We start from the raw sequence: 18,105 nt of genomic DNA, 5'->3' as shown, positions 1-18,105 counted from the left end.
ATCTAAGAAATTGTCCCTAAAATTTACAAACACCTTATCCAAAAAGAAAGAGGATTTTATTTCTATAAATCCTAATCAAGTAAAAATATATTGTTGTGGTGTAACTGTTTATGATCTTTGTCATCTTGGTCATGCAAGAAGTTATCTTAATTGGGATGTATTAAGACGGTTTTTAATTTGGAAAGGATTTGAAGTTGAATTTGTACAAAACTTCACTGATATTGATGACAAAATTATTAATCGAGCAAATAAAGAAGGATGTTCTACTGATGAATTAAGTGAAAGAAATATTGATGAATTTCACAAAGACATGGATACTCTTTCCATTCTTAGACCAAGTAGCATGCCAAGGGCAACAAAATGCCTCCATCAAATTATTAATTTCATAGAAGAATTAGAGAAAAAAAAAGTGGCTTACTCATCAAAAGGTGATGTTTATTTTTCAGTAGATAAACATAAAAATTATGGGAAACTTAGTGGAAGGGAAATTGAGAATCAGATAGATAATGCAGCAGGGAGATTAAAAACAAATGAAAAAGAAATTAAAAAGAACTCGCTTGATTTTGCTCTCTGGAAAAAGTCCAAATCAGGTGAGGTTAGTTACTCTTCGCCTTGGGGAAAAGGCAGACCAGGTTGGCATATTGAGTGTTCAGCAATGGTTAAACAAGAATTAGGAGAAAGTATTGATATTCACCTTGGTGGATCAGACCTTATATTTCCTCATCATGAGAATGAAATAGCTCAATCTGAAGCCTGTAATGGGAAAGAGTTAGCAAAATACTGGCTTCACAATGGAATGGTTAATGTGGGAGGTGAAAAGATGAGTAAATCACTAGGGAATTTTACAACCATTAGGTCTTTATTAGATGAAGGCATTTCACCTATGACTTTGAGATTTTTTGTATTACAAACTAATTATCGAAAGCCCCTAGATTTTACTGAAGAAGCGCTAAAAGCAGCTTCAAAAGGTTGGGAAAGATTAAATAATTGCCTGGCTTTTGGTTATATTTATAAGATTAAAGATCAAGCTAAAAACGAAATCAACGTAGATAAACCGATAAAAAGATCTGCCAACAGTAAACTTGATAAAGACTCATTTAAATTATTATCAGACTTTGAAAAATATATGGATGACGACCTAAATACATCTGGAGCTTTATCTATACTTTTTGAATTGTCTCAACCTATTAGAAAGTGCCTAAATTTATTAAAAGGAAAAGATATCAATGAATTTGACGAAGATATTTTAAATCAAGTTTTTAATAAATGGGAACTACTCTGTGAGATGGCGGGAGTTCTGGGCTTAAAAGTAAATTTAAATCAAGAAGAACCAAAAAACGATACTGAACTTGACACTAATAAAATTGAAGAACTTATCAAGAATAGATCATTAGCAAAAGCTAATAAAGACTTTTTACTAGCTGACAAAATAAGAGCTGATTTGAAAAATATTGGAATTGATTTAATTGATAAACCTAAAGGGGTTACTGAATGGAAACAACTTTCAGATTAAGCAAATGTTTCTATTGTAGATAAGACTGTTAAATAGAGTCCTATAGCAATAACTGGTGGAGACACCCAGCGCAGCATAAACTTTAGATACCTTCTAACTCTTAAATTAGCATTAGAATTTGCAAGATCCTCATCATAACGATTTGGAACAATCCAACCCAAAAGAATTGAAATTAGAAGACCACCTAATATCAAAAGTGTATTACAGATAGCATCGGACTTGCCTAAAAAGTCTGTAGAAATAGCAGACGGTATTCCAATCAAGAAAATCAATAATGTTGAAGTCCAAACGGCCTTCTTCCTACTCCAATTCAACCTGTCCATTAAAGAAGATACTGGTACTTCCATTAATGAAATAGAAGAAGTAATAGCAGCTATAAAGGCCAATCCGAAGAAAATGGCAGCAATCAATCTCCCAAACAATCCAAGATTTGCAAATCCAGTTGGAAGAGCAATAAATAAAGTCCCAACAGTTGATTCACTGATAACATCTTTCAAACCAAAACTCATAACAACAGGGAATGTAATCAGCCCGGCGAGTAAACCCACTGCAGTATCCAAAATTGCAACTCTCAAAGCTTCTTTAGGAAGATGATTTTTACGGTTTAGATATGAAGAATAGGCAACCATAATTCCAATACCCAAACTTAAAGAAAAGAAAGCTTGTTTAAATGCATTACTTATTGTGTTTTTATCAAAAAGTTGAGATGAATCCCATTTAAGTAAAAATGATGTATATCCTTCCCATGCTCCAGATAAAGTTGCAGCCCATATAGCTAACAACAAAAGGAGTCCAAATAAAAATGGCATTGCCCATTTTGTTAGTTTTTCTATACCTCCACGAACGCCAGCAACAACAACAAAAGCAGTTAACAATAAGCTGATTATTTGACCTACAAATACACTATTACCACTGCTAATTTTACCAAAAAATTCTCCCGCCTCAGTCATATCTGAGGGTAGGCCAATAAATAAGGAATGGAAGAAAGTATCAATTGTCCATCCCATTATCACTGCGTAATAAGAAAGAATTCCACAAGAAGCTATTGCAAATAGCCAACCTAGAGGCTTCCAATTCTCTCCAGCAGCTTTAATGGGAGCAAGGAAAGGACTACTTGCAGTGCTTCTCCCCAAGACCATCTCTGCAACTAAGACAGGTAGGCAAACAACTAAAACAACCAATACATAAAGGATAAGAAAAGCAAGTCCACCGCCTTGAGATGACCTATAAGCAAAGCCCCAAAGATTTCCAAGGCCTACAGCACTACCGGCCGCAGCGAGTGCAAATCCCAATCCTGATCTCCATTGTTCCCTTTCTTGCATAATAAATCTCTATTAAAATCCAGAAGAAACTGGTAAATATATAACTGGGTTATACCTTTAAATGGGAGACTGGTCATACTTGACTTCACAATGTGAAAGCCATAAGCGTTTTAGGCTCAACGGGATCTATTGGGACTCAAACCCTTCAAATTGCAGAAGAGTTTCCTGATCAATTCAAAATTGTTGCACTCACAGCAGGAAAGAATCTTGATTTAGTAATCAAACAAATTGAAACTCATCAACCTGAAGTCGTTTCACTAGCCAATGAGTCTCTTTTGCCAGAACTGTCTAGGCGTATAAATAGTCTTACTGAAAATTCAAAAATATTCAAGAAGCCCCTATTGATGGCTGGAGCCGAAGGACTTAATACTGCAGCAGCTTGGGGAAGTGCAGATCTTGTTGTAACTGGAATAGTTGGCTGTGCTGGCCTCTTGCCAACACTTGCAGCTATTGAAGCAGGGAAGGACCTAGCTCTAGCAAATAAAGAAACTTTGATTGCAGCAGGACCAGTTGTCATTCCTGCTTTAAAAAAAAGTGGAAGTAGGCTCTTGCCTGCGGATTCTGAACACTCAGCGATATTTCAATGTCTCCAAGGAACGCCATGGGCTGACAATGCAAGACTCTCAACTGGGGTGCCTACTCCAGGATTTAAATCCATACAATTAACTGCATCAGGAGGAGCATTTAGAGATTGGAAAGCAGAAGATTTAGTGAAAGCAACTGTTGAGGATGCTACTAGCCATCCTAATTGGAGCATGGGAAAGAAAATAACTGTAGATTCTGCAACCCTTATGAACAAGGGACTCGAAGTCATTGAAGCGCATTATCTTTTCGGCCTTTCATATGATCAAATCGAAATCATTATCCATCCACAAAGCATCATTCACTCGATGGTTGAATTGGATGATTCATCAGTTTTAGCTCAATTGGGATGGCCAGATATGAAGCTCCCTATTTTGTATTGTTTAAGTTGGCCTGGTCGACTTAAAACACCGTGGCCAAGATTAAAGCTTACTGAAATAGGCAATTTAACTTTTAAAAAACCAGATACTAAAAAATATCCATGTATGGAACTTGCTTACAGCGCAGGAAAATTAGGGGGCACAATGCCAGCAGTGCTTAATGCCGCTAATGAAAAAGCAGTAGAACTATTTCTAGAAGAAAGGTTTAAATTTATCGATATTCCAAAAGTAATTGAAGCGATTTGCGAGAAACATAAATGCGACCTAAATCTAAATCCAAGCCTCAGTGAAATTCTTGAAGTTGACAGCTGGGCCAGAGAAGTAGTCTTAGATTATTCAGAAAAAAATATAACAAAAATGCAGTTTTAGATTAAATGTTTTACAAAGATAAAAACCATTTAGAAACAACTTGATCCCCCCAACAACCTTGAACCCCATGAAATCCATTGTGTCCTCCTTTTTCAGTAAAAATAAATTTATTAAAATTTTGATCTTTAGAAAATTTCATTTTTTCCATTAGTCTTTCAGCAGCTAAAAAAGGCACCCAAGGATCATCTTTAGATTGAATAAATAATGTTTTAGGAATAGGCTTTTCATTATTAATTAGAGAGAAGAATGGAGATGCTTTCGCATAATATTCCTCAACATTTTCATATCCCCACCTGGGAGCCGTTATAAAATTATCAAAGGATCTGATATCATTTATTTTTCTTTTTTTATCTTTTTTATTTATTACTAATACATTCTTTTCAGTTTCTTCTATCCCAAAAGGATCTTCTAAAGTTTGCCTAATTAAACGATTTAACAGCCATTTCTGATAAATAAAATTTCTCGGTCTTTCAATAGATGAACTACATTCATTCAAATCCAAAGGACTACTAATACATACCAATCCATCTAATAAAGACTCATCACTCATACAAGCATTTAAAAGAATAGTTCCACCCAAAGAAATCCCAGCACCAAAAAGAGGAATGTTTTTTGAACAGTTAAAGTCATTAGTTAATTGGTATGAAATCTCTCTAGCACGTCTTAATACAGGAACCAAATCACTATTGCACTCAGCAGCATAGGTACCATCAACATAATTTCTACAAGGATCTGAACCTCTCAGATTAAGTTTCAAAACGGCGAAGTTTGATTGCACCAAAGCACTAGCCATCCTAGTCAACCCTCTTCTACGAGTAGAACCACCAAGTCCATGCAGAAGTAGAACTAAACCATTGATGCGCAAGGAACTTGATGGTTTATCCAAATACGCAACTAATGAACCTCCTCCTGTTTTTCTACTTTTTAGTGGTGGAACATTGATACGAATCTCTGATGAGTTGACATCAGGCAATTCATCCGAAGCGAATGTATCTCTTAGGGTCTGAAGGTCAGGACCAATCCAGGGGATACGCTCTTTAAAAGGGCTTATTCCTAAATCTGAGAGTAAACATTGTCTTTTAAAATTATCCTTTACTGCCAACTCCAAGCTCCTTTAATTCCAACAAAAGATCTCCAAGAACTTTTTTTGCATCTCCAAAGACCATAGAAGTATTTTGCAAATCGAAAAGATCATTTTTTATTCCTGAATATCCAGCACTCATTCCTCTCTTAACAACAAATACTGTTCTAGCTTCTTGAACATCTAAAACTGGCATCCCATAAAGAGGTGAAGTCTGATCATTCTTGGCCTGAGGATTAACCACATCATTAGCTCCTAGAACTAATACAACATCCGTAGCAGGAAATTCAGGATTAATTACATCCATTTCTTTTAATTGCTCATATGGAACATCTGCTTCTGCCAAAAGAACGTTCATATGACCAGGCATTCTTCCTGCAACAGGATGTATGGCATAGGTGACTTCAATGTCGGCACTCTCTAAAACTCTGGTGACCTCTCTTAGGGTGTGCTGAGCCTGGGCCACAGCAAGACCATAACCTGGAACAATAACAACTCTCTCTGCAGCTTCGAGCGTGAGTGCACATTCTTCGGGACTGCAACTAGTTATATTTGTATACTCTCCTCCTCCTCCTGAGGCGACTGAGCTAGCGCCAAGTGCACCTCCAAACAAAACAGAAACTAAAGATCTGTTCATGCCATCGCACATGACTTGTGTAAGGATCAATCCAGCAGCTCCAACCATTGCACCGGCGACAATCAAAAGTTGACTACCAACAACAAAACCTGCTGCTGCTGCTGCAACTCCTGAGTAGCTATTTAGCAAAGATATAACTACTGGCATATCTGCCCCGCCAATAGGCAGAGTCACTCCAATACCAAGCAAAGATGAAGCAACTACAATAAGAAAAAGACCATTTTGACCATCGATTGACAGATAGACCCCACCAATCAAGGCAAGAACAGCGCACAAAATATTGAAGAAGTGCCTTGCTTTACTTTGAGTCCAAGAAGGCGTAGACAGCCAACCCTGAAGCTTGGCCATTGCAACTATTGACCCAGAGAATGTAATAGCTCCAACAAAAAGTGAAACGACTATTGAGAAATTTCTGACAAGCTCACCTACGACTCCATCTGAGCCTTCTGAAGATGGAAACAATGCAACACCAAGTGCAACCAACAATGATGACATTCCTCCACAACCATTAAACAAAGCCACTATTTCTGGCATTGCAGTCATTGGAACTTTTTTAGCTGTAATGGCTCCTAAAAGCCCACCAATCAAGGTTCCACTAATTATCCAAACCCATGAGTTAATAGAAATCCCAATAGTGCCTTGAGAGTTCATCAAAACCCCAAAAGCAGCCAATAACATTGCAATGGCGGCAAGCCTGTTTGCTTCCCTTGCTGATCTAACTTTTGAAAGGCCTTTAATACCCAAAGCAAGTAATAAAACCGCTAGTAGATCAATAGCAAACTTAATTGGACCAATAAAAGTCATAAGAAATAATCCTATTTACGAGTTTTTTTACGGCTAAACATTGCAAGCATTCTGTCTGTAACAAGAAAGCCACCAATTACGTTAAATAAGGCGAAACCAAGAGATATTGAGCCAATTATTAGTAAAGGTAAATTGTCTCCTGATTTTATTATCAATGTTAAAGCTGCAAGCATGGTGATGCCTGATATTGCATTAGCTCCACTCATTAATGGAGTATGCAAGGTTGGAGGAACCTTGCCTATAAGCTCTAGTCCCAAAAGACTTCCAAGAAGAAGCACCCAAAGAGCTTCACTAAAAAAACTCATTACTTAATTCCTCCGTTCTCAATAATCTCTGATTTGAGTATTACTCCATCCTTACTAATCAAAGAACCAGAAATAAGCTCATCATCGTTATCAATCAATAACTTACCCTCTTTAATCATTGGTTGCAGAAGAGACAATAAATTTCTCGAATATAAAGAACTTGCATGATTTGGTATTGAACAAGGAAGATCTGAAGCACCAACAATCTTGACCCCATTTCTAAGGATAGTTTCACCTGGTTTTGAACATGCACAATTACCACCACTAAGCACAGCAAGATCAATCACTACCGAACCAGAACGCATTTCATCCAACATTGTTTCATCAATAAGTGTTGGGGCTTTTTTGCCCGGCACCTGAGCAGTGCAAATTGCAACATCAGCTTCAGATAATTGTTTTGCCAATTCTTTTCTCTGCGCAATAAGAAATTCATCGGAGACTTGTTTTGCATATCCACCTGATTCTGATGGGGTTTCATCAATCTTTGGAAGCTCAATAAATCTTGCACCTAATGATTCAACTTGCTCCTTTACCGCCTCTCTAATATCACTCACATAAACAACAGCCCCTAATCTTTTTGCTGTTGCAATAGCTTGCAGTCCTGCTACCCCAGCCCCTAAAACAACAACTTTTGAAGGCTGAATAGTACCAGCAGCAGTCATTAACATTGGGAAATATCGATCAAGAGCACTAGCTGCCAAAAGTACAGATTTATATCCAGCTATATTTGCTTGAGAAGATAATGCATCTGATGATTGAGCTCTGCTAATTCTCGGGAGCAACTCCAAAGATATTGCAGAAATTTTTTGGGATTTTAGTGTTTCGGCTAACAATTTATTCCCATAAGGATTTAATAATCCCACAAGGAAAGTACTTGGTTTTAAATGTGCAAGAAATTTTTCATTCGGAGGCTGAACGCAGAGAACTATATCAACAATTTTTTTTATCTCATTATTTTCTTTTTCGACTAATTCAGCGCCAGCATTTACATACGATTTATCTAAAAAACCAGCTGCCTCTCCTGCACCTTTTTCAAAAAAAACTTTACAGCCCAAGTCTAAAAACTTTTTAACAGTCTCTGGGGTAGCTGAAACGCGAGTTTCCCCTAAAGCTGATTCGAAAGGAATTAAAAAACTAACCAAAGTAAAAATATTTATCCTCCTTAAGATTAGGAGAGGAAACGTTTGAATACCAGCATTTTTAGTTAAGAAAGGTTTTCCTAATAGTTTTTCTTGGCTATGAAGGAAATGAGAAAATGTTATCGATCAAGAAAAAATGAGCCTTACCGCGATCGAATGTCCAGATGGTGTTTGCCATAGCCATCACGGTGGGCATGCTGTTCCAAGAACAGCTATGCAAAAAAATCTGCAAAGTCACGGTAAAGAATGGTGCGAGCGATTAGCAGAACGAATTTATGAAATGTCTGTAGATACCTTTTCTCAGACAGTTATGCCAAGCCTTCATTCATCTGGATGGCAGAGGCAACATCTTGATTGGGAATTCAAGCTTGCAAATAAAGAGTCTGAACCAGACGAAGCTTTGGTTGAGGGGATCATCAACGCTACTGAAAGTTTTTTAAGAAGTAGCGAGGTTCATCGATTATTTATTCAAGAGCTTGTGCAAGGAACTTTTGCTGAAGCAAAAGATGACAAATTACCATCCAAGGCCGTTAGGAAAGTAATAGAAAACGAAATAATAGTAATGATCGAGGGGAGTAAAGAAGAATTAACCAATAAGATTGCCAAAGCACTAGAAGAAGAGGCAAATGGTGATTTTGAATTAGCCAAAAATGCCGCGGTAGAAGGTATAAATGATGTCGAAAAACTATTAATAAATCATACGGAGGCCGTATAATTTTACATTTACTAAGTATTAACATATTAGCTTGAATTAGTTAGTATTAACATCATTAATCAATAGCCAGACTCTTCTTATTGCAAATATAAAGAGAATCTAAAATCTTAAGTGATAATTTCGTTTTCCAGACAAAACGCAAATTTGTACCAAAAAACACAAGTTAATATCCCATTGGCATGTCAAGGTGTGCTTGTTGGGGATTAATTATGAATGCTTCTTTCAACAAGAGAATAAGTATCGCAAGCTGTTGGGCGGGAAGCAGAATAGCTTTACTTGATAGCGTGGAAAGATACGAAGATAGTTACGCTATCAGTCAGGAATTCTGCGAATGGATTACTTGTATAAATACTTACCCAGAAGGATTGAAAGCCTCAACCTTAAAAGTTCCTGATTTTCAAAGAGAAAATTTTGATGCTGATGAACTTTTAGAACTTTGATTTTTAGTAAATCTTAGATTTAAGAATAACCCACTTTTTTGCTTTAAATACACTTTCAAGATTTTTTCTTATATCGTGTAAGTGAGTTTAACTACGTATGGAATGGAAGCCAATAAGAAAGAATTAAAAACTGAGAATTTAGTAATTTTAGGTTCAGGACCCGCTGGATATACTGCTGCTATTTATGCGGCGAGAGCGAATCTTCAACCCTTGCTCATAACTGGTTTTGAAAAAGGTGGAATCCCAGGTGGTCAATTAATGACAACAACATTTGTAGAGAATTTCCCAGGTTTCCCTAACGGAGTTAAAGGACCAGAATTGATGGATTTGATAAAAGCCCAAGCCGTTAGATGGGGGACAAAGTTAATTGAAGAAGATGCAATATCAATTGATCTAAGTAAAAGACCCTTTTCTATTGTTACTTCCACTCAAAAAATCAAATCAAACTCGTTAATTATCTCCACTGGAGCAAGTGCAAATCGATTGGGACTTAAAAACGAGAAGTCATTTTGGAGCAAAGGTATAAGTGCTTGTGCAATTTGCGATGGAGCAACTCCTCAATTCAGGAACGAAGAATTAGCAGTAGTAGGAGGCGGGGACTCAGCTTGTGAAGAGGCTGAATATCTAACTAAATACGGCAGCCATGTACATTTATTAGTCAGATCAAAAAAGTTAAAGGCCTCTGCAGCGATGGCCGATAGAGTAGAAGCAAATTCCAATATTACTATTCATTGGGAGACTGAGCTTTTAGATGTTTTAGGTGATGAATGGCTTGAGAAATTAAAAGTTAAACGAAAAGGCACTAACCAAGAAAATGAAATTTTAGCTAAAGGCCTTTTTTATGCAATTGGACATACGCCCAACACGTCTTTATTCATAAACCAGTTAAGTACAGATTCAAAGGGTTACTTGCAAACAGAACCTGGAAGACCAGAAACTTCTTTGGAAGGTGTTTACGCAGCGGGAGATGTTGCTGATTCAGAATGGCGTCAAGGTGTTACAGCTGCAGGCAGTGGTTGCAAAGCAGCTCTAGCCGCCGAAAGATGGCTATCAAAAAATAAACTGGCAACTCTCATCAAAAGAGATGAATTAGAGCCATCAAAAGCAGAGACAACAAAAACTTTAGAAGTTAGTAACGAGGAAAATTTCGACCCATCAAAGACTTGGCAAAAGGGAAGTTATGCACTAAGAAAGTTGTACCATGAGACTAAAAAGCCTCTTTTTGTAATATATACATCTACTAGTTGTGGGCCTTGCCACATACTCAAGCCTCAACTTCAAAGAGTTCTTAACGAGTCAAATGGGAAAGCAATAGGTGTTGAGATTGACATTGAAAATGACCAAGATATTGCTAAACAAGCAGAAGTGAGTGGAACTCCCACAGTACACCTTTTCAAAAACAAGGAATTAAAAAAACAATGGAAAGGTGTTAAAGCTAGAAGTGAATATAAATCCGCGTTAGATGAACTAGTGGATTAGTAAATTATCTTTTTCTTGGACCTCCTGGCCTATTGCCGCCTTGTCTTCCACCTCCAGGACCTACGTTTCTTTCTCTATAGGTAATACGACCTCGTGTTAAATCATAGGGACTTATTTCAACAAGAACTTTATCTCCTGCGAGCAATTTAATTCTAAATTTTGTCAATTTCCCTGCAGCTCTACACAAGCATTGATGTCCAGCTGGCTGCTCAAGAGTTACAAGATAGAATCCATTTCCTTGCTCTTTTTCAATCACGCCGGATGTTTCAATCATGTGTTTTTTTTTGCATCACTAATTAACTAAAATGATTGTATTCTAAAAAGTCTTTAATTAACCAATAAATGTATATTTAACTAAAAATGTCTTGCAACTCTCGAGCAGTTTGAAATTGCCCATAATAATAATTCGCAGATGCTCTTAAGCCGGCATCAGCTAAACCATCAAAAGCTTCAAATCCAATACTTTTCCATAACTCATTACCACATAACTTATCAAGTTCTGCAGAAGCTTCTTTAGATAGATTTTCAAGTCTTCTATTAAGGTTCTTAATTTGACTAATTGACATCAGAAAACGAATTTTCCTTAATAGTACATATTAACTACATTTTTGCAATAGCTCAAATTGGGAATTTCTTTTTCTCTTCAATATCCAGGTCAACTCCAATATCTTTGAGCCTTTTTAATATGACCCCGTAATACTCTTTTATATAACCTTCCATTGTAGTTGAATCAGCTTGATTTAAGCCAAAAGCAGAGTAAGTATCATCCATTGGTGCATCCAATTTACCTCCGCTTCCACTCAATTCAGAGAAAGAGAGTCTCTCGGCAACATTTAGGGTTGGCTCGAAAAACGACACAACTGATTGAGCAACAGAAATTACTGTTGGAGAAACTTTTAGTACTCTTGCTCTTTTTTCACTGAACTTTTCACAAAGATCAACTAATTCCTTAGCGCTCCATGCTTTGGGTCCAACAATAGGGAATCTTCCTTTTATGGTTTGAGGCCTGTCTAAAGCAGCAACGGCAAATCTAGCTATATCCTGCGTATTCATATAAGCAATATCAGTAGGATTACCACTTATCCAAACTGGTTCATTATTTAAAATAGGAATAGCAAATTGACCTATAACGCCTTGCATGAAAGCAACACCTTGCAAGATGGTGTAGTCCAAAGATGAACTTACCAATAATTCTTCAGTACAATATTTAATATCCATTAATGGAATTTTTCTATATTTTTCTGCACCTAACAAAGATAGAAATACTACTCTTTTTACATTTTTTTCTTCACAAGCATTGTATAAATTTAATTTTCCATCCCAATCTATTTCGTAAACACTGCGGGGGTCATCAGGTCTGCTAGTAGCTGCATCAATAACCGCATCGACCCCATCAAGAGCGTACTCAATATTTTCTTTGTTTATTAAATTGCCACGAGTTAATTCACAACCCCACTCTTGAAGAAATGAAGCAGATTTTGGTTTTCTAACCATGCAGCGCACTTTATGCCCTGCATCTATGGCGTTTTTGGCTATTTGGCGACCAAGAGTTCCTGTGCCACCAATCACCAGAACTTGCATAGTTGAATTCATTACAAGATTGGAGCTTAAATGGGCAAACTATGGATTGTGGAAATTAATCACCTTGAAGTTTTAAAAGAAGAACTCCTCCTAAAAGCCCAACGGGAATCAAAACCCAAAAGACTGCAGCGATTCCAAAAATTTCTGATGCCATTCAGACAATTTAACTCATTTACTATTAAAACCTAAAGCCCTTACATTCAGAAAACAATCCAAAAGCATACGCAAATTTTTAAAATAAACTTAAAGTAGGTTTAAAAACTGTAAAACTCAAAGTCAAAGTGATTCATCAACTAAATGCAGTCAAATATTTTTAATAAAGAGCCTTTCATTGGATCTCCTGACTGGGGGGAGTCTAAATATTGGAGTTACAAAGATCTTAGGGTTCACTTCAGGGTGACTGGAAAGGAATCTAATCCTCCCATAGTTCTAATTCATGGGTTTGGAGCTAGTTGCGATCACTGGAGAAATAATGCAGAAATATTTGCTTTAGAAGGTTTTAGGGTCTTCGGAATAGATTTAATAGGTTTTGGGAAATCAAAGCAAAATCTTCAAAACAAAATAAAGTATTTAGATAATCAATTATGGGCAAATCAATTAGCATCTTTTCTTGATCAAATTGTAGATATTGAAAAGAATGGTAAAGTTATTTTAATTGGAAATTCATTGGGAGCTCTAACAGCAATCACAGCCCTCTCTGAAAGGCCTGATTTAATAAAAACAATAATTGCAGCACCATTACCAGAGCCAGTTTTTGTTAATCCAATTAAATTTTCTTTACCAAATTGGCTAGTAAAATTTAAAAGTTTTCTAATAGAAATTGTTTTTCATTTATTTCCACTTAAGACTTTAATAAATTTAATATCAAGAACGAAATTAATTACTTTTGCTCTTCAAAGCGCTTATTTTCGCTCAATTTCTAATGACACCCCATTAAAAAGGATAGTTACAGTACCTGCAAGGAGAGTCAATGCCTCCAAAGCTCTTAGAGCTATGTGCATTGGAATGAGCAATAGGCCTGATTGTGCAAAAGGTCCATCTATTATTAAAAAGATTAAAAACCTTCCAAATCGTCCACCAATTTTATTGATTTGGGGAAAACAGGATAAATTGATACCTATATTTTTGGCAAAAAAACTAATAAAGCTCCATCCTTGGCTTAAATTAAGTGTTATCGATAATGCAGGTCATTGTCTACACGATGAATTACCAAATCATTTCAATCAAATTGTTCTGAAATGGCTAGAGAACTTAAAAAATTCTAAGCAACCAATATGAAGCACACACTGTCAGTTTTAGTTGAAGATGAGTCTGGAGCATTAAGCAGGATTGCAGGCCTTTTTGCACGAAGAGGTTTTAATATTGATAGCTTGGCAGTAGGTCCTGCAGAAGCCAAAGGGATTTCTAGATTAACAATGGTTGTTCAGGGAGACCAATCAACACTTCAACAAATGACCAAACAACTCAACAAGTTAATAAATGTATTAGAAGTTCTTGATTTAACAACTTTACCGGCTGTAGAAAGAGAGTTAATGCTGTTGAAGGTCTCTGCATCATCAGAGAACAGAGGAAAAATTTTAGATCTTGTTCAAGTTTTTAGAGCAAAAGTTGTAGACGTTTCGGATAATGCCCTCACGCTTGAAGTTGTTGGAGATCCAGGAAAACTTGTTGCTCTAGAAAACTTATTGAAACCTTATGGAATTTTAGAGATTGCCAGAACCGGAAAAGTTGCTCTAAAGAGGGCATCAGGAGTCAACACTGAGATGTTAAAAGCTAAAAAATAATATTTCTCAATCAATAATCCACTCTTTTTGCCTCAATTATAAAATCTTCTTCTTCTATTAAATCAACTATTTTCATTCCACTAATAACTTTTCCAAAAACAGCATATCTTCCATCAAGCTCTGGCAAAGATTTTAATATTATATAAAACTGCGAACTTGCTGAATTCACGGTTTTAGATCTTGCCATAGATAAATATGATCTTTTATGCTTAAGTTCAATATTATTTATTTGACTAGTCTCATTAATTACCGTCCCATATATTGGTAGATTTTTATTTTTTAGTTTAATTTCTAGAGGAATGTATCTTTGTTCCCCTGTTGTACTATCTATAAACTTATCTTTATTTTCAATCAAACTATTTTCTCCGCCTCTAATTATAAAAGGATAAGGTTTTTTAATAACCCTATTGAAGATTGTTTTATTATAAGCTCCTTTTTCGACAAAATCTATAAAGCTTCCAACAGTAATTGGGGCTGATTTTCCATAAAGCTCTAGTTTTATCTTCCCTCTATTAGTGATCAAAATGACATATTCATTTGAATTCAGACAGGGCAGTTTTGTATTAGAACATATATTTATATCTTCGTTTTTCTTTAAATTTCTACATCCTGAAATCAAAAGTAAATTTACAAATAGAAAAATGTAAAGTGGTTGAAGAAACTTATAAATAAAAATTGAATAGTTTGATATCTTTTTAATTATAATTTTCTTTTTAAATTCCTTCAAGGTTAACCTCTAAAAATCTCGCAATTTCAGCACCTTCATTTTCTAAATCCAATAATGGTTTAGGAGATCCAACTTTAGATATTGGTAAGTCTTTTCTACCTTTAATTCTTAAAGAAACTCTTCTTCGTGGATTAAAACCTTCTCTAACTTCTAATTTAACGGCTTTAATCTCATCAATAGGTATTTCTATTTCTATGTTCTTAAAAAGCCCTATCCTAGATAAAGATAAAACTCCTTTATTTTTGTCAAATCTATTTACTCCAGAACCATAATCAATACTAATAATTCTCCAAAAATAAAGAGCAAGCAAGAAAGCCGCAACACCATATAGTCCCATCACCAAACCTTGAGGAACAAAAATCAAAGTAGAAGGATTACCCAAGGGTAAGAAGTCTCTACCAAAATAACTTGATAAAGAAGCCAGCAAAAACCCAACTCCCCCAATGCTGAGCATTGAAGCGACTAAATAGTTCGAAACCTTACGCGAACCTTTAATTTCTTGTTCTAAAACTAAATCAGATAACTCTTTTTCTGATTCTCTTAAATTGGATTCGGTTGACATAAGCTCGTACAATTGGGGACAAAATCCCTTTTAAAACATTATAGAGACTAAGTTTTTGACAATTGCTAACTAGCAATAAAAAAATTTTATTTTATCTCATTTCAATACAAGGGATTTCATCAAGTTAAAGATTTACCCACAAACACCGTCATCGTTGTTAAAGTCTCCGACGTATACAAAAGCTCAGCAACGCTCCTCCCATGACGATCGCTGTTGGAAGCGCAACAGAACGAGGTTGGTTTGACGCCCTCGATGACTGGTTAAAGCGCGACCGATTCGTATTTGTTGGTTGGTCTGGACTACTTCTCTTCCCTACAGCTTTCCTAGCTATTGGTGGATGGTTTACAGGTACAACCTTCGTTTCCTCCTGGTACACCCATGGTGTAGCCAGTTCTTACCTTGAGGGATGCAATTTCCTCACAGCCGCTGTTAGTACTCCTGGCGATGCCATGGGTCACAGTCTTCTATTCCTTTGGGGACCAGAAGCTCAGGGCGATTTAACACGCTGGTTCCAGCTTGGTGGCCTGTGGAATTTCGTTGCTCTACACGGTGCATTTAGTCTTATTGGCTTTATGCTTCGTCAATTCGAAATTGCAAGACTAGTTGGTATCCGTCCATATAACGCACTTGCTTTCTCAGCAGTTATTGCAGTATTCACTGCTTGCTTCCTTATTTATCCATTAGGACAGCACAGTTGGTTTTTCGCTCCTTCTTTTGGAGTTGCAGCAATATTCCGTTTCATCCTCTTCATTCAAGGATTCCACAACATTACTCTTAACCCATTCCACATGATGGGAGTAGCTGGAATTCTTGGTGGTGCTCTTCTTTGTGCTATTCACGGTGCAACAGTTCAGAACACCCTATACGAAGATTCAAGTCAGTACTCTGACGGCAAAAATCAGAGCACAACTTTCAGAGGTTTCGACCCAGTACAAGAAGAAGAGACTTACTCATTTATTACTGCAAACCGTTTCTGGAGTCAGATTTTCGGTATTGCATTCTCAAATAAGCGTTTCCTTCACTTCTTGATGCTCTTCGTGCCAGTAACAGGTATGTGGGCAGCATCAATCGGAATTGTTGGATTAGCTCTAAACCTTCGTGCTTACGACTTCGTTAGCCAAGAAATCAGAGCTGCTGAAGATCCCGAATTCGAAACTTTCTACACCAAAAACATCCTTCTTAATGAAGGTATGCGTGCATGGATGTCTTCTGTAGACCAACCACACGAAAACTTTGTATTCCCTGAGGAGGTACTCCCACGTGGAAACGCCCTTTAATAATTTACTCAACGCTCCTAATCAAAGTCTTGAAGAGACTGGTTACGCCTGGTATGTAGGAAATGCAAGGCTAATCAACCTTTCAGGAAGATTATTAGGTGCTCACATTGCTCACGCAGGACTAATGGTGTTCTGGGCAGGCGCGATGATGCTTTTCGAAGTAAGTCACTTCACCATGGATAAACCCATGTGGGAGCAAGGCTTAATTTGTATGCCTCATGTAGCCATGTTTGGATACGGCATTGGCCCAGGCGGAGAAGTTACAGATGTTTGGCCATTCTTCATCGCAGGTGTTATTCACCTTGTTGCATCTGGAATCCTAGGCTTTGGAGGGGTTTTCCACTCTTTAGCTGGACCAGAGAAACTTGAAGAAGCTTTCCCATTTTTCTCTACTGACTGGAGAGATAAAAATCAAATGACCAATATTCTTGGTTTCCATTTGATTGTTTTGGGTATTGGATCTCTTCTATTTTCGCTTAACTGGATGTACTTAGGTGGTGCATACGACACTTGGGCTCCTGGCGGAGGAGAGGTTAGGTTGATCAACCCAACTCTCGATCCAAGAGTTATTTTTGGATATCTACTTTCAACCCCTTGGGGTGGCCAGGGTTGGATCGTTGGTGTGAACTCAATGGAAGATATTGTCGGAGGACATGTTTACCTAGCTGTTATAGAAATAATTGGTGGTATATTCCATGTCCTTACTGGTCCTTATGGATGGGCAAGAAGAGCCTTTATCTGGAATGGTGAAGGTCTTCTTAGTTATGCATTAGGTGGAATCTGTGTAGCAAGTTTCATTGCTTCATGTTTCATCTGGTTTAACAACACAGCTTATCCATCTGAGTTTTATGGTCCAACAAACGCTGAAGCCTCTCAGGCTCAGAGTTTCACATTCCTAGTTCGTGACCAGCGAATTGGTGCAAATGTAGGATCAACTATGGGACCAACTGGATTAGGTAAATACTTGATGCGCTCTCCAACAGGTGAAATCATCTTTGGTGGAGAAACCATGCGTTTTTGGGATTTCCGAGGTCCATGGTTAGAACCTCTTAGAGGTCCTAATGGATTAAGTCTCGACAAAATTCAAAATGATATTCAGCCTTGGCAAGTTCGCCGCGCTGCTGAATACATGACACATGCTCCTAACGCTTCTATCAACTCAGTTGGTGGAATTATTACCGAGCCTAATGCAGTTAACTTTGTTAATTTGCGTCAATGGCTTGCAGGTGCTCAGTTCTTCCTTGGTTGGTTTACTTTTGTAGGTCATCTTTGGCATGCTGGTCGTGCGAGAGCCGCTGCCGCTGGATTTGAAAAAGGTATCAGTCGTTCACAAGAGCCTGCTCTTTCAATGCCTGATCTAGATTAGATCCTAATAAATAAAAAAAGTCCTCTTAAAAGGGGGCTTTTT

20 protein-coding genes are annotated in these 18,105 nt (G+C 37.1%); 9 read left to right on the top strand and 11 right to left on the bottom strand.

The genetic code is table 11. The features are described from left to right. The first annotated feature begins 10 nt into the window (after positions 1–10). Positions 11–1,513, top strand: coding sequence for a cysteine--tRNA ligase (gene cysS / locus SIB75_RS03240; protein ID WP_413684043.1), 1,503 nt, complete (start codon positions 11–13; stop codon positions 1,511–1,513). Here the strand turns inward: cysS and SIB75_RS03235 are convergent. Continuing rightward, positions 1,510–2,835, bottom strand: a complete 1,326-nt coding sequence (locus tag SIB75_RS03235; protein ID WP_413684042.1) for a sodium-dependent transporter — start codon at positions 2,833–2,835, stop codon at positions 1,510–1,512. The genes cysS and SIB75_RS03235 overlap by 4 nt on opposite strands. 92 nt (positions 2,836–2,927) lie before the next feature. Here SIB75_RS03235 and SIB75_RS03230 point away from each other — a divergent pair, with 92 nt between their 5' ends. Beyond that, positions 2,928–4,166, top strand: a complete 1,239-nt coding sequence (locus tag SIB75_RS03230; RefSeq protein WP_413684040.1) for a 1-deoxy-D-xylulose-5-phosphate reductoisomerase — start codon at positions 2,928–2,930, stop codon at positions 4,164–4,166. A gap of 10 nt (positions 4,167–4,176) precedes the next feature. Here SIB75_RS03230 and SIB75_RS03225 read toward each other — a convergent pair whose 3' ends face one another. From SIB75_RS03225 to SIB75_RS03210, 4 genes are read right to left on the bottom strand one after another with little or no spacing between them, the layout of a single operon-like run. Then, positions 4,177–5,268, bottom strand: a complete 1,092-nt coding sequence (locus SIB75_RS03225; protein ID WP_413684039.1) for a serine aminopeptidase domain-containing protein — start codon at positions 5,266–5,268, stop codon at positions 4,177–4,179. Then, positions 5,252–6,688, bottom strand: coding sequence for an NAD(P)(+) transhydrogenase (Re/Si-specific) subunit beta (locus tag SIB75_RS03220; RefSeq protein WP_413684038.1), 1,437 nt, complete (start codon positions 6,686–6,688; stop codon positions 5,252–5,254). Before SIB75_RS03220 ends, SIB75_RS03225 begins: the two co-directional genes overlap by 17 nt. Before the next feature lie 11 nt (positions 6,689–6,699). Further along, positions 6,700–6,993: an NAD(P) transhydrogenase subunit alpha gene (locus SIB75_RS03215; RefSeq protein ID WP_011294842.1), complete on the bottom strand. Its 294-nt coding sequence runs from the start codon at positions 6,991–6,993 to the stop codon at positions 6,700–6,702. Then, on the bottom strand, positions 6,993–8,135 hold the full coding sequence (locus SIB75_RS03210; RefSeq protein WP_413684037.1) for a Re/Si-specific NAD(P)(+) transhydrogenase subunit alpha: 1,143 nt from the start codon (positions 8,133–8,135) through the stop codon (positions 6,993–6,995). The genes SIB75_RS03215 and SIB75_RS03210 overlap by 1 nt, the downstream gene beginning before the upstream one ends. 133 nt (positions 8,136–8,268) lie before the next feature. Here SIB75_RS03210 and SIB75_RS03205 point away from each other — a divergent pair, with 133 nt between their 5' ends. The 3 genes from SIB75_RS03205 (at position 8,269) to trxB (ending at position 10,766) form a co-directional block, all read left to right on the top strand. Next, entirely contained in the window at positions 8,269–8,847 is a 579-nt protein-coding gene (locus SIB75_RS03205; RefSeq protein WP_413684035.1) for an EF-1 guanine nucleotide exchange domain-containing protein, read from the top strand. Positions 8,848–9,056: 209 nt separating this feature from the next. Continuing rightward, the gene (locus tag SIB75_RS03200) at positions 9,057–9,287 is read left to right on the top strand and encodes a hypothetical protein (RefSeq protein WP_413684033.1); all 231 of its coding nucleotides are present in this window, start codon (positions 9,057–9,059) and stop codon (positions 9,285–9,287) included. 102 nt (positions 9,288–9,389) lie between these two features. Beyond that, positions 9,390–10,766, top strand: coding sequence for a thioredoxin-disulfide reductase (trxB, locus tag SIB75_RS03195; protein ID WP_413684779.1), 1,377 nt, complete (start codon positions 9,390–9,392; stop codon positions 10,764–10,766). A 4-nt stretch (positions 10,767–10,770) separates the two neighbouring features. Here the strand turns inward: trxB and infA are convergent, their stop codons facing one another. The 4 genes from infA to petM all read right to left on the bottom strand — a co-directional run bounded on the left by infA (position 10,771) and on the right by petM (position 12,501). Continuing rightward, entirely contained in the window at positions 10,771–11,040 is a 270-nt protein-coding gene (gene infA, locus SIB75_RS03190) for a translation initiation factor IF-1 (RefSeq protein ID WP_011294847.1), read from the bottom strand. Between the two features lie 76 nt (positions 11,041–11,116). Beyond that, positions 11,117–11,332 (bottom strand): hypothetical protein, encoded by a 216-nt coding sequence (locus tag SIB75_RS03185; protein WP_413684032.1) that lies wholly within the window; start codon positions 11,330–11,332, stop codon positions 11,117–11,119. Positions 11,333–11,384: 52 nt separating this feature from the next. After that, positions 11,385–12,347 (bottom strand): NmrA family NAD(P)-binding protein, encoded by a 963-nt coding sequence (locus SIB75_RS03180; RefSeq protein WP_413684778.1) that lies wholly within the window; start codon positions 12,345–12,347, stop codon positions 11,385–11,387. Positions 12,348–12,402: 55 nt separating this feature from the next. Continuing rightward, entirely contained in the window at positions 12,403–12,501 is a 99-nt protein-coding gene (petM, locus tag SIB75_RS03175; RefSeq protein WP_011294850.1) for a cytochrome b6-f complex subunit PetM, read from the bottom strand. A gap of 143 nt (positions 12,502–12,644) precedes the next feature. On the opposite strand from petM, the gene SIB75_RS03170 reads away from it, so the two are divergent. Both SIB75_RS03170 and ilvN read left to right on the top strand, forming a co-directional pair. Then, on the top strand, positions 12,645–13,625 hold the full coding sequence (locus SIB75_RS03170; RefSeq protein WP_413684030.1) for an alpha/beta fold hydrolase: 981 nt from the start codon (positions 12,645–12,647) through the stop codon (positions 13,623–13,625). Beyond that, a complete protein-coding gene (ilvN, locus tag SIB75_RS03165) occupies positions 13,622–14,131 on the top strand; it encodes an acetolactate synthase small subunit (RefSeq protein ID WP_413684028.1) in 510 nt (169 codons plus the stop codon). Before SIB75_RS03170 ends, ilvN begins: the two co-directional genes overlap by 4 nt. Positions 14,132–14,141: 10 nt before the next feature. Here the strand turns inward: ilvN and SIB75_RS03160 are convergent, their stop codons facing one another. Both SIB75_RS03160 and SIB75_RS03155 read right to left on the bottom strand, forming a co-directional pair. Beyond that, positions 14,142–14,858 carry a peptidylprolyl isomerase gene (locus tag SIB75_RS03160; protein WP_413684026.1) on the bottom strand — a complete coding sequence of 239 codons (717 nt, stop codon included), beginning with the start codon at positions 14,856–14,858 and terminating at the stop codon, positions 14,142–14,144. Next, positions 14,845–15,420 carry a photosystem I assembly protein Ycf4 gene (locus SIB75_RS03155; protein WP_413684024.1) on the bottom strand — a complete coding sequence of 192 codons (576 nt, stop codon included), beginning with the start codon at positions 15,418–15,420 and terminating at the stop codon, positions 14,845–14,847. Before SIB75_RS03155 ends, SIB75_RS03160 begins: the two co-directional genes overlap by 14 nt. Positions 15,421–15,620: 200 nt before the next feature. Here SIB75_RS03155 and psbD point away from each other — a divergent pair, with 200 nt between their 5' ends. Both psbD and psbC read left to right on the top strand, forming a co-directional pair. After that, positions 15,621–16,697, top strand: a complete 1,077-nt coding sequence (gene psbD / locus SIB75_RS03150; RefSeq protein ID WP_413678300.1) for a photosystem II D2 protein (photosystem q(a) protein) — start codon at positions 15,621–15,623, stop codon at positions 16,695–16,697. Next, entirely contained in the window at positions 16,681–18,063 is a 1,383-nt protein-coding gene (psbC, locus tag SIB75_RS03145; protein WP_413684021.1) for a photosystem II reaction center protein CP43, read from the top strand. Before psbD ends, psbC begins: the two co-directional genes overlap by 17 nt. Positions 18,064–18,105 lie beyond the last annotated feature (42 nt).

Origin of the sequence: Prochlorococcus sp. MIT 1011, assembly GCF_047305235.1 — a bacterium.
GTDB lineage: Bacteria > Cyanobacteriota > Cyanobacteriia > PCC-6307 > Cyanobiaceae > Prochlorococcus_B.
The sequence above is the reverse complement of the archived record's forward strand: the minus strand, read 5'-3'. Positions and strand labels throughout refer to the sequence as shown.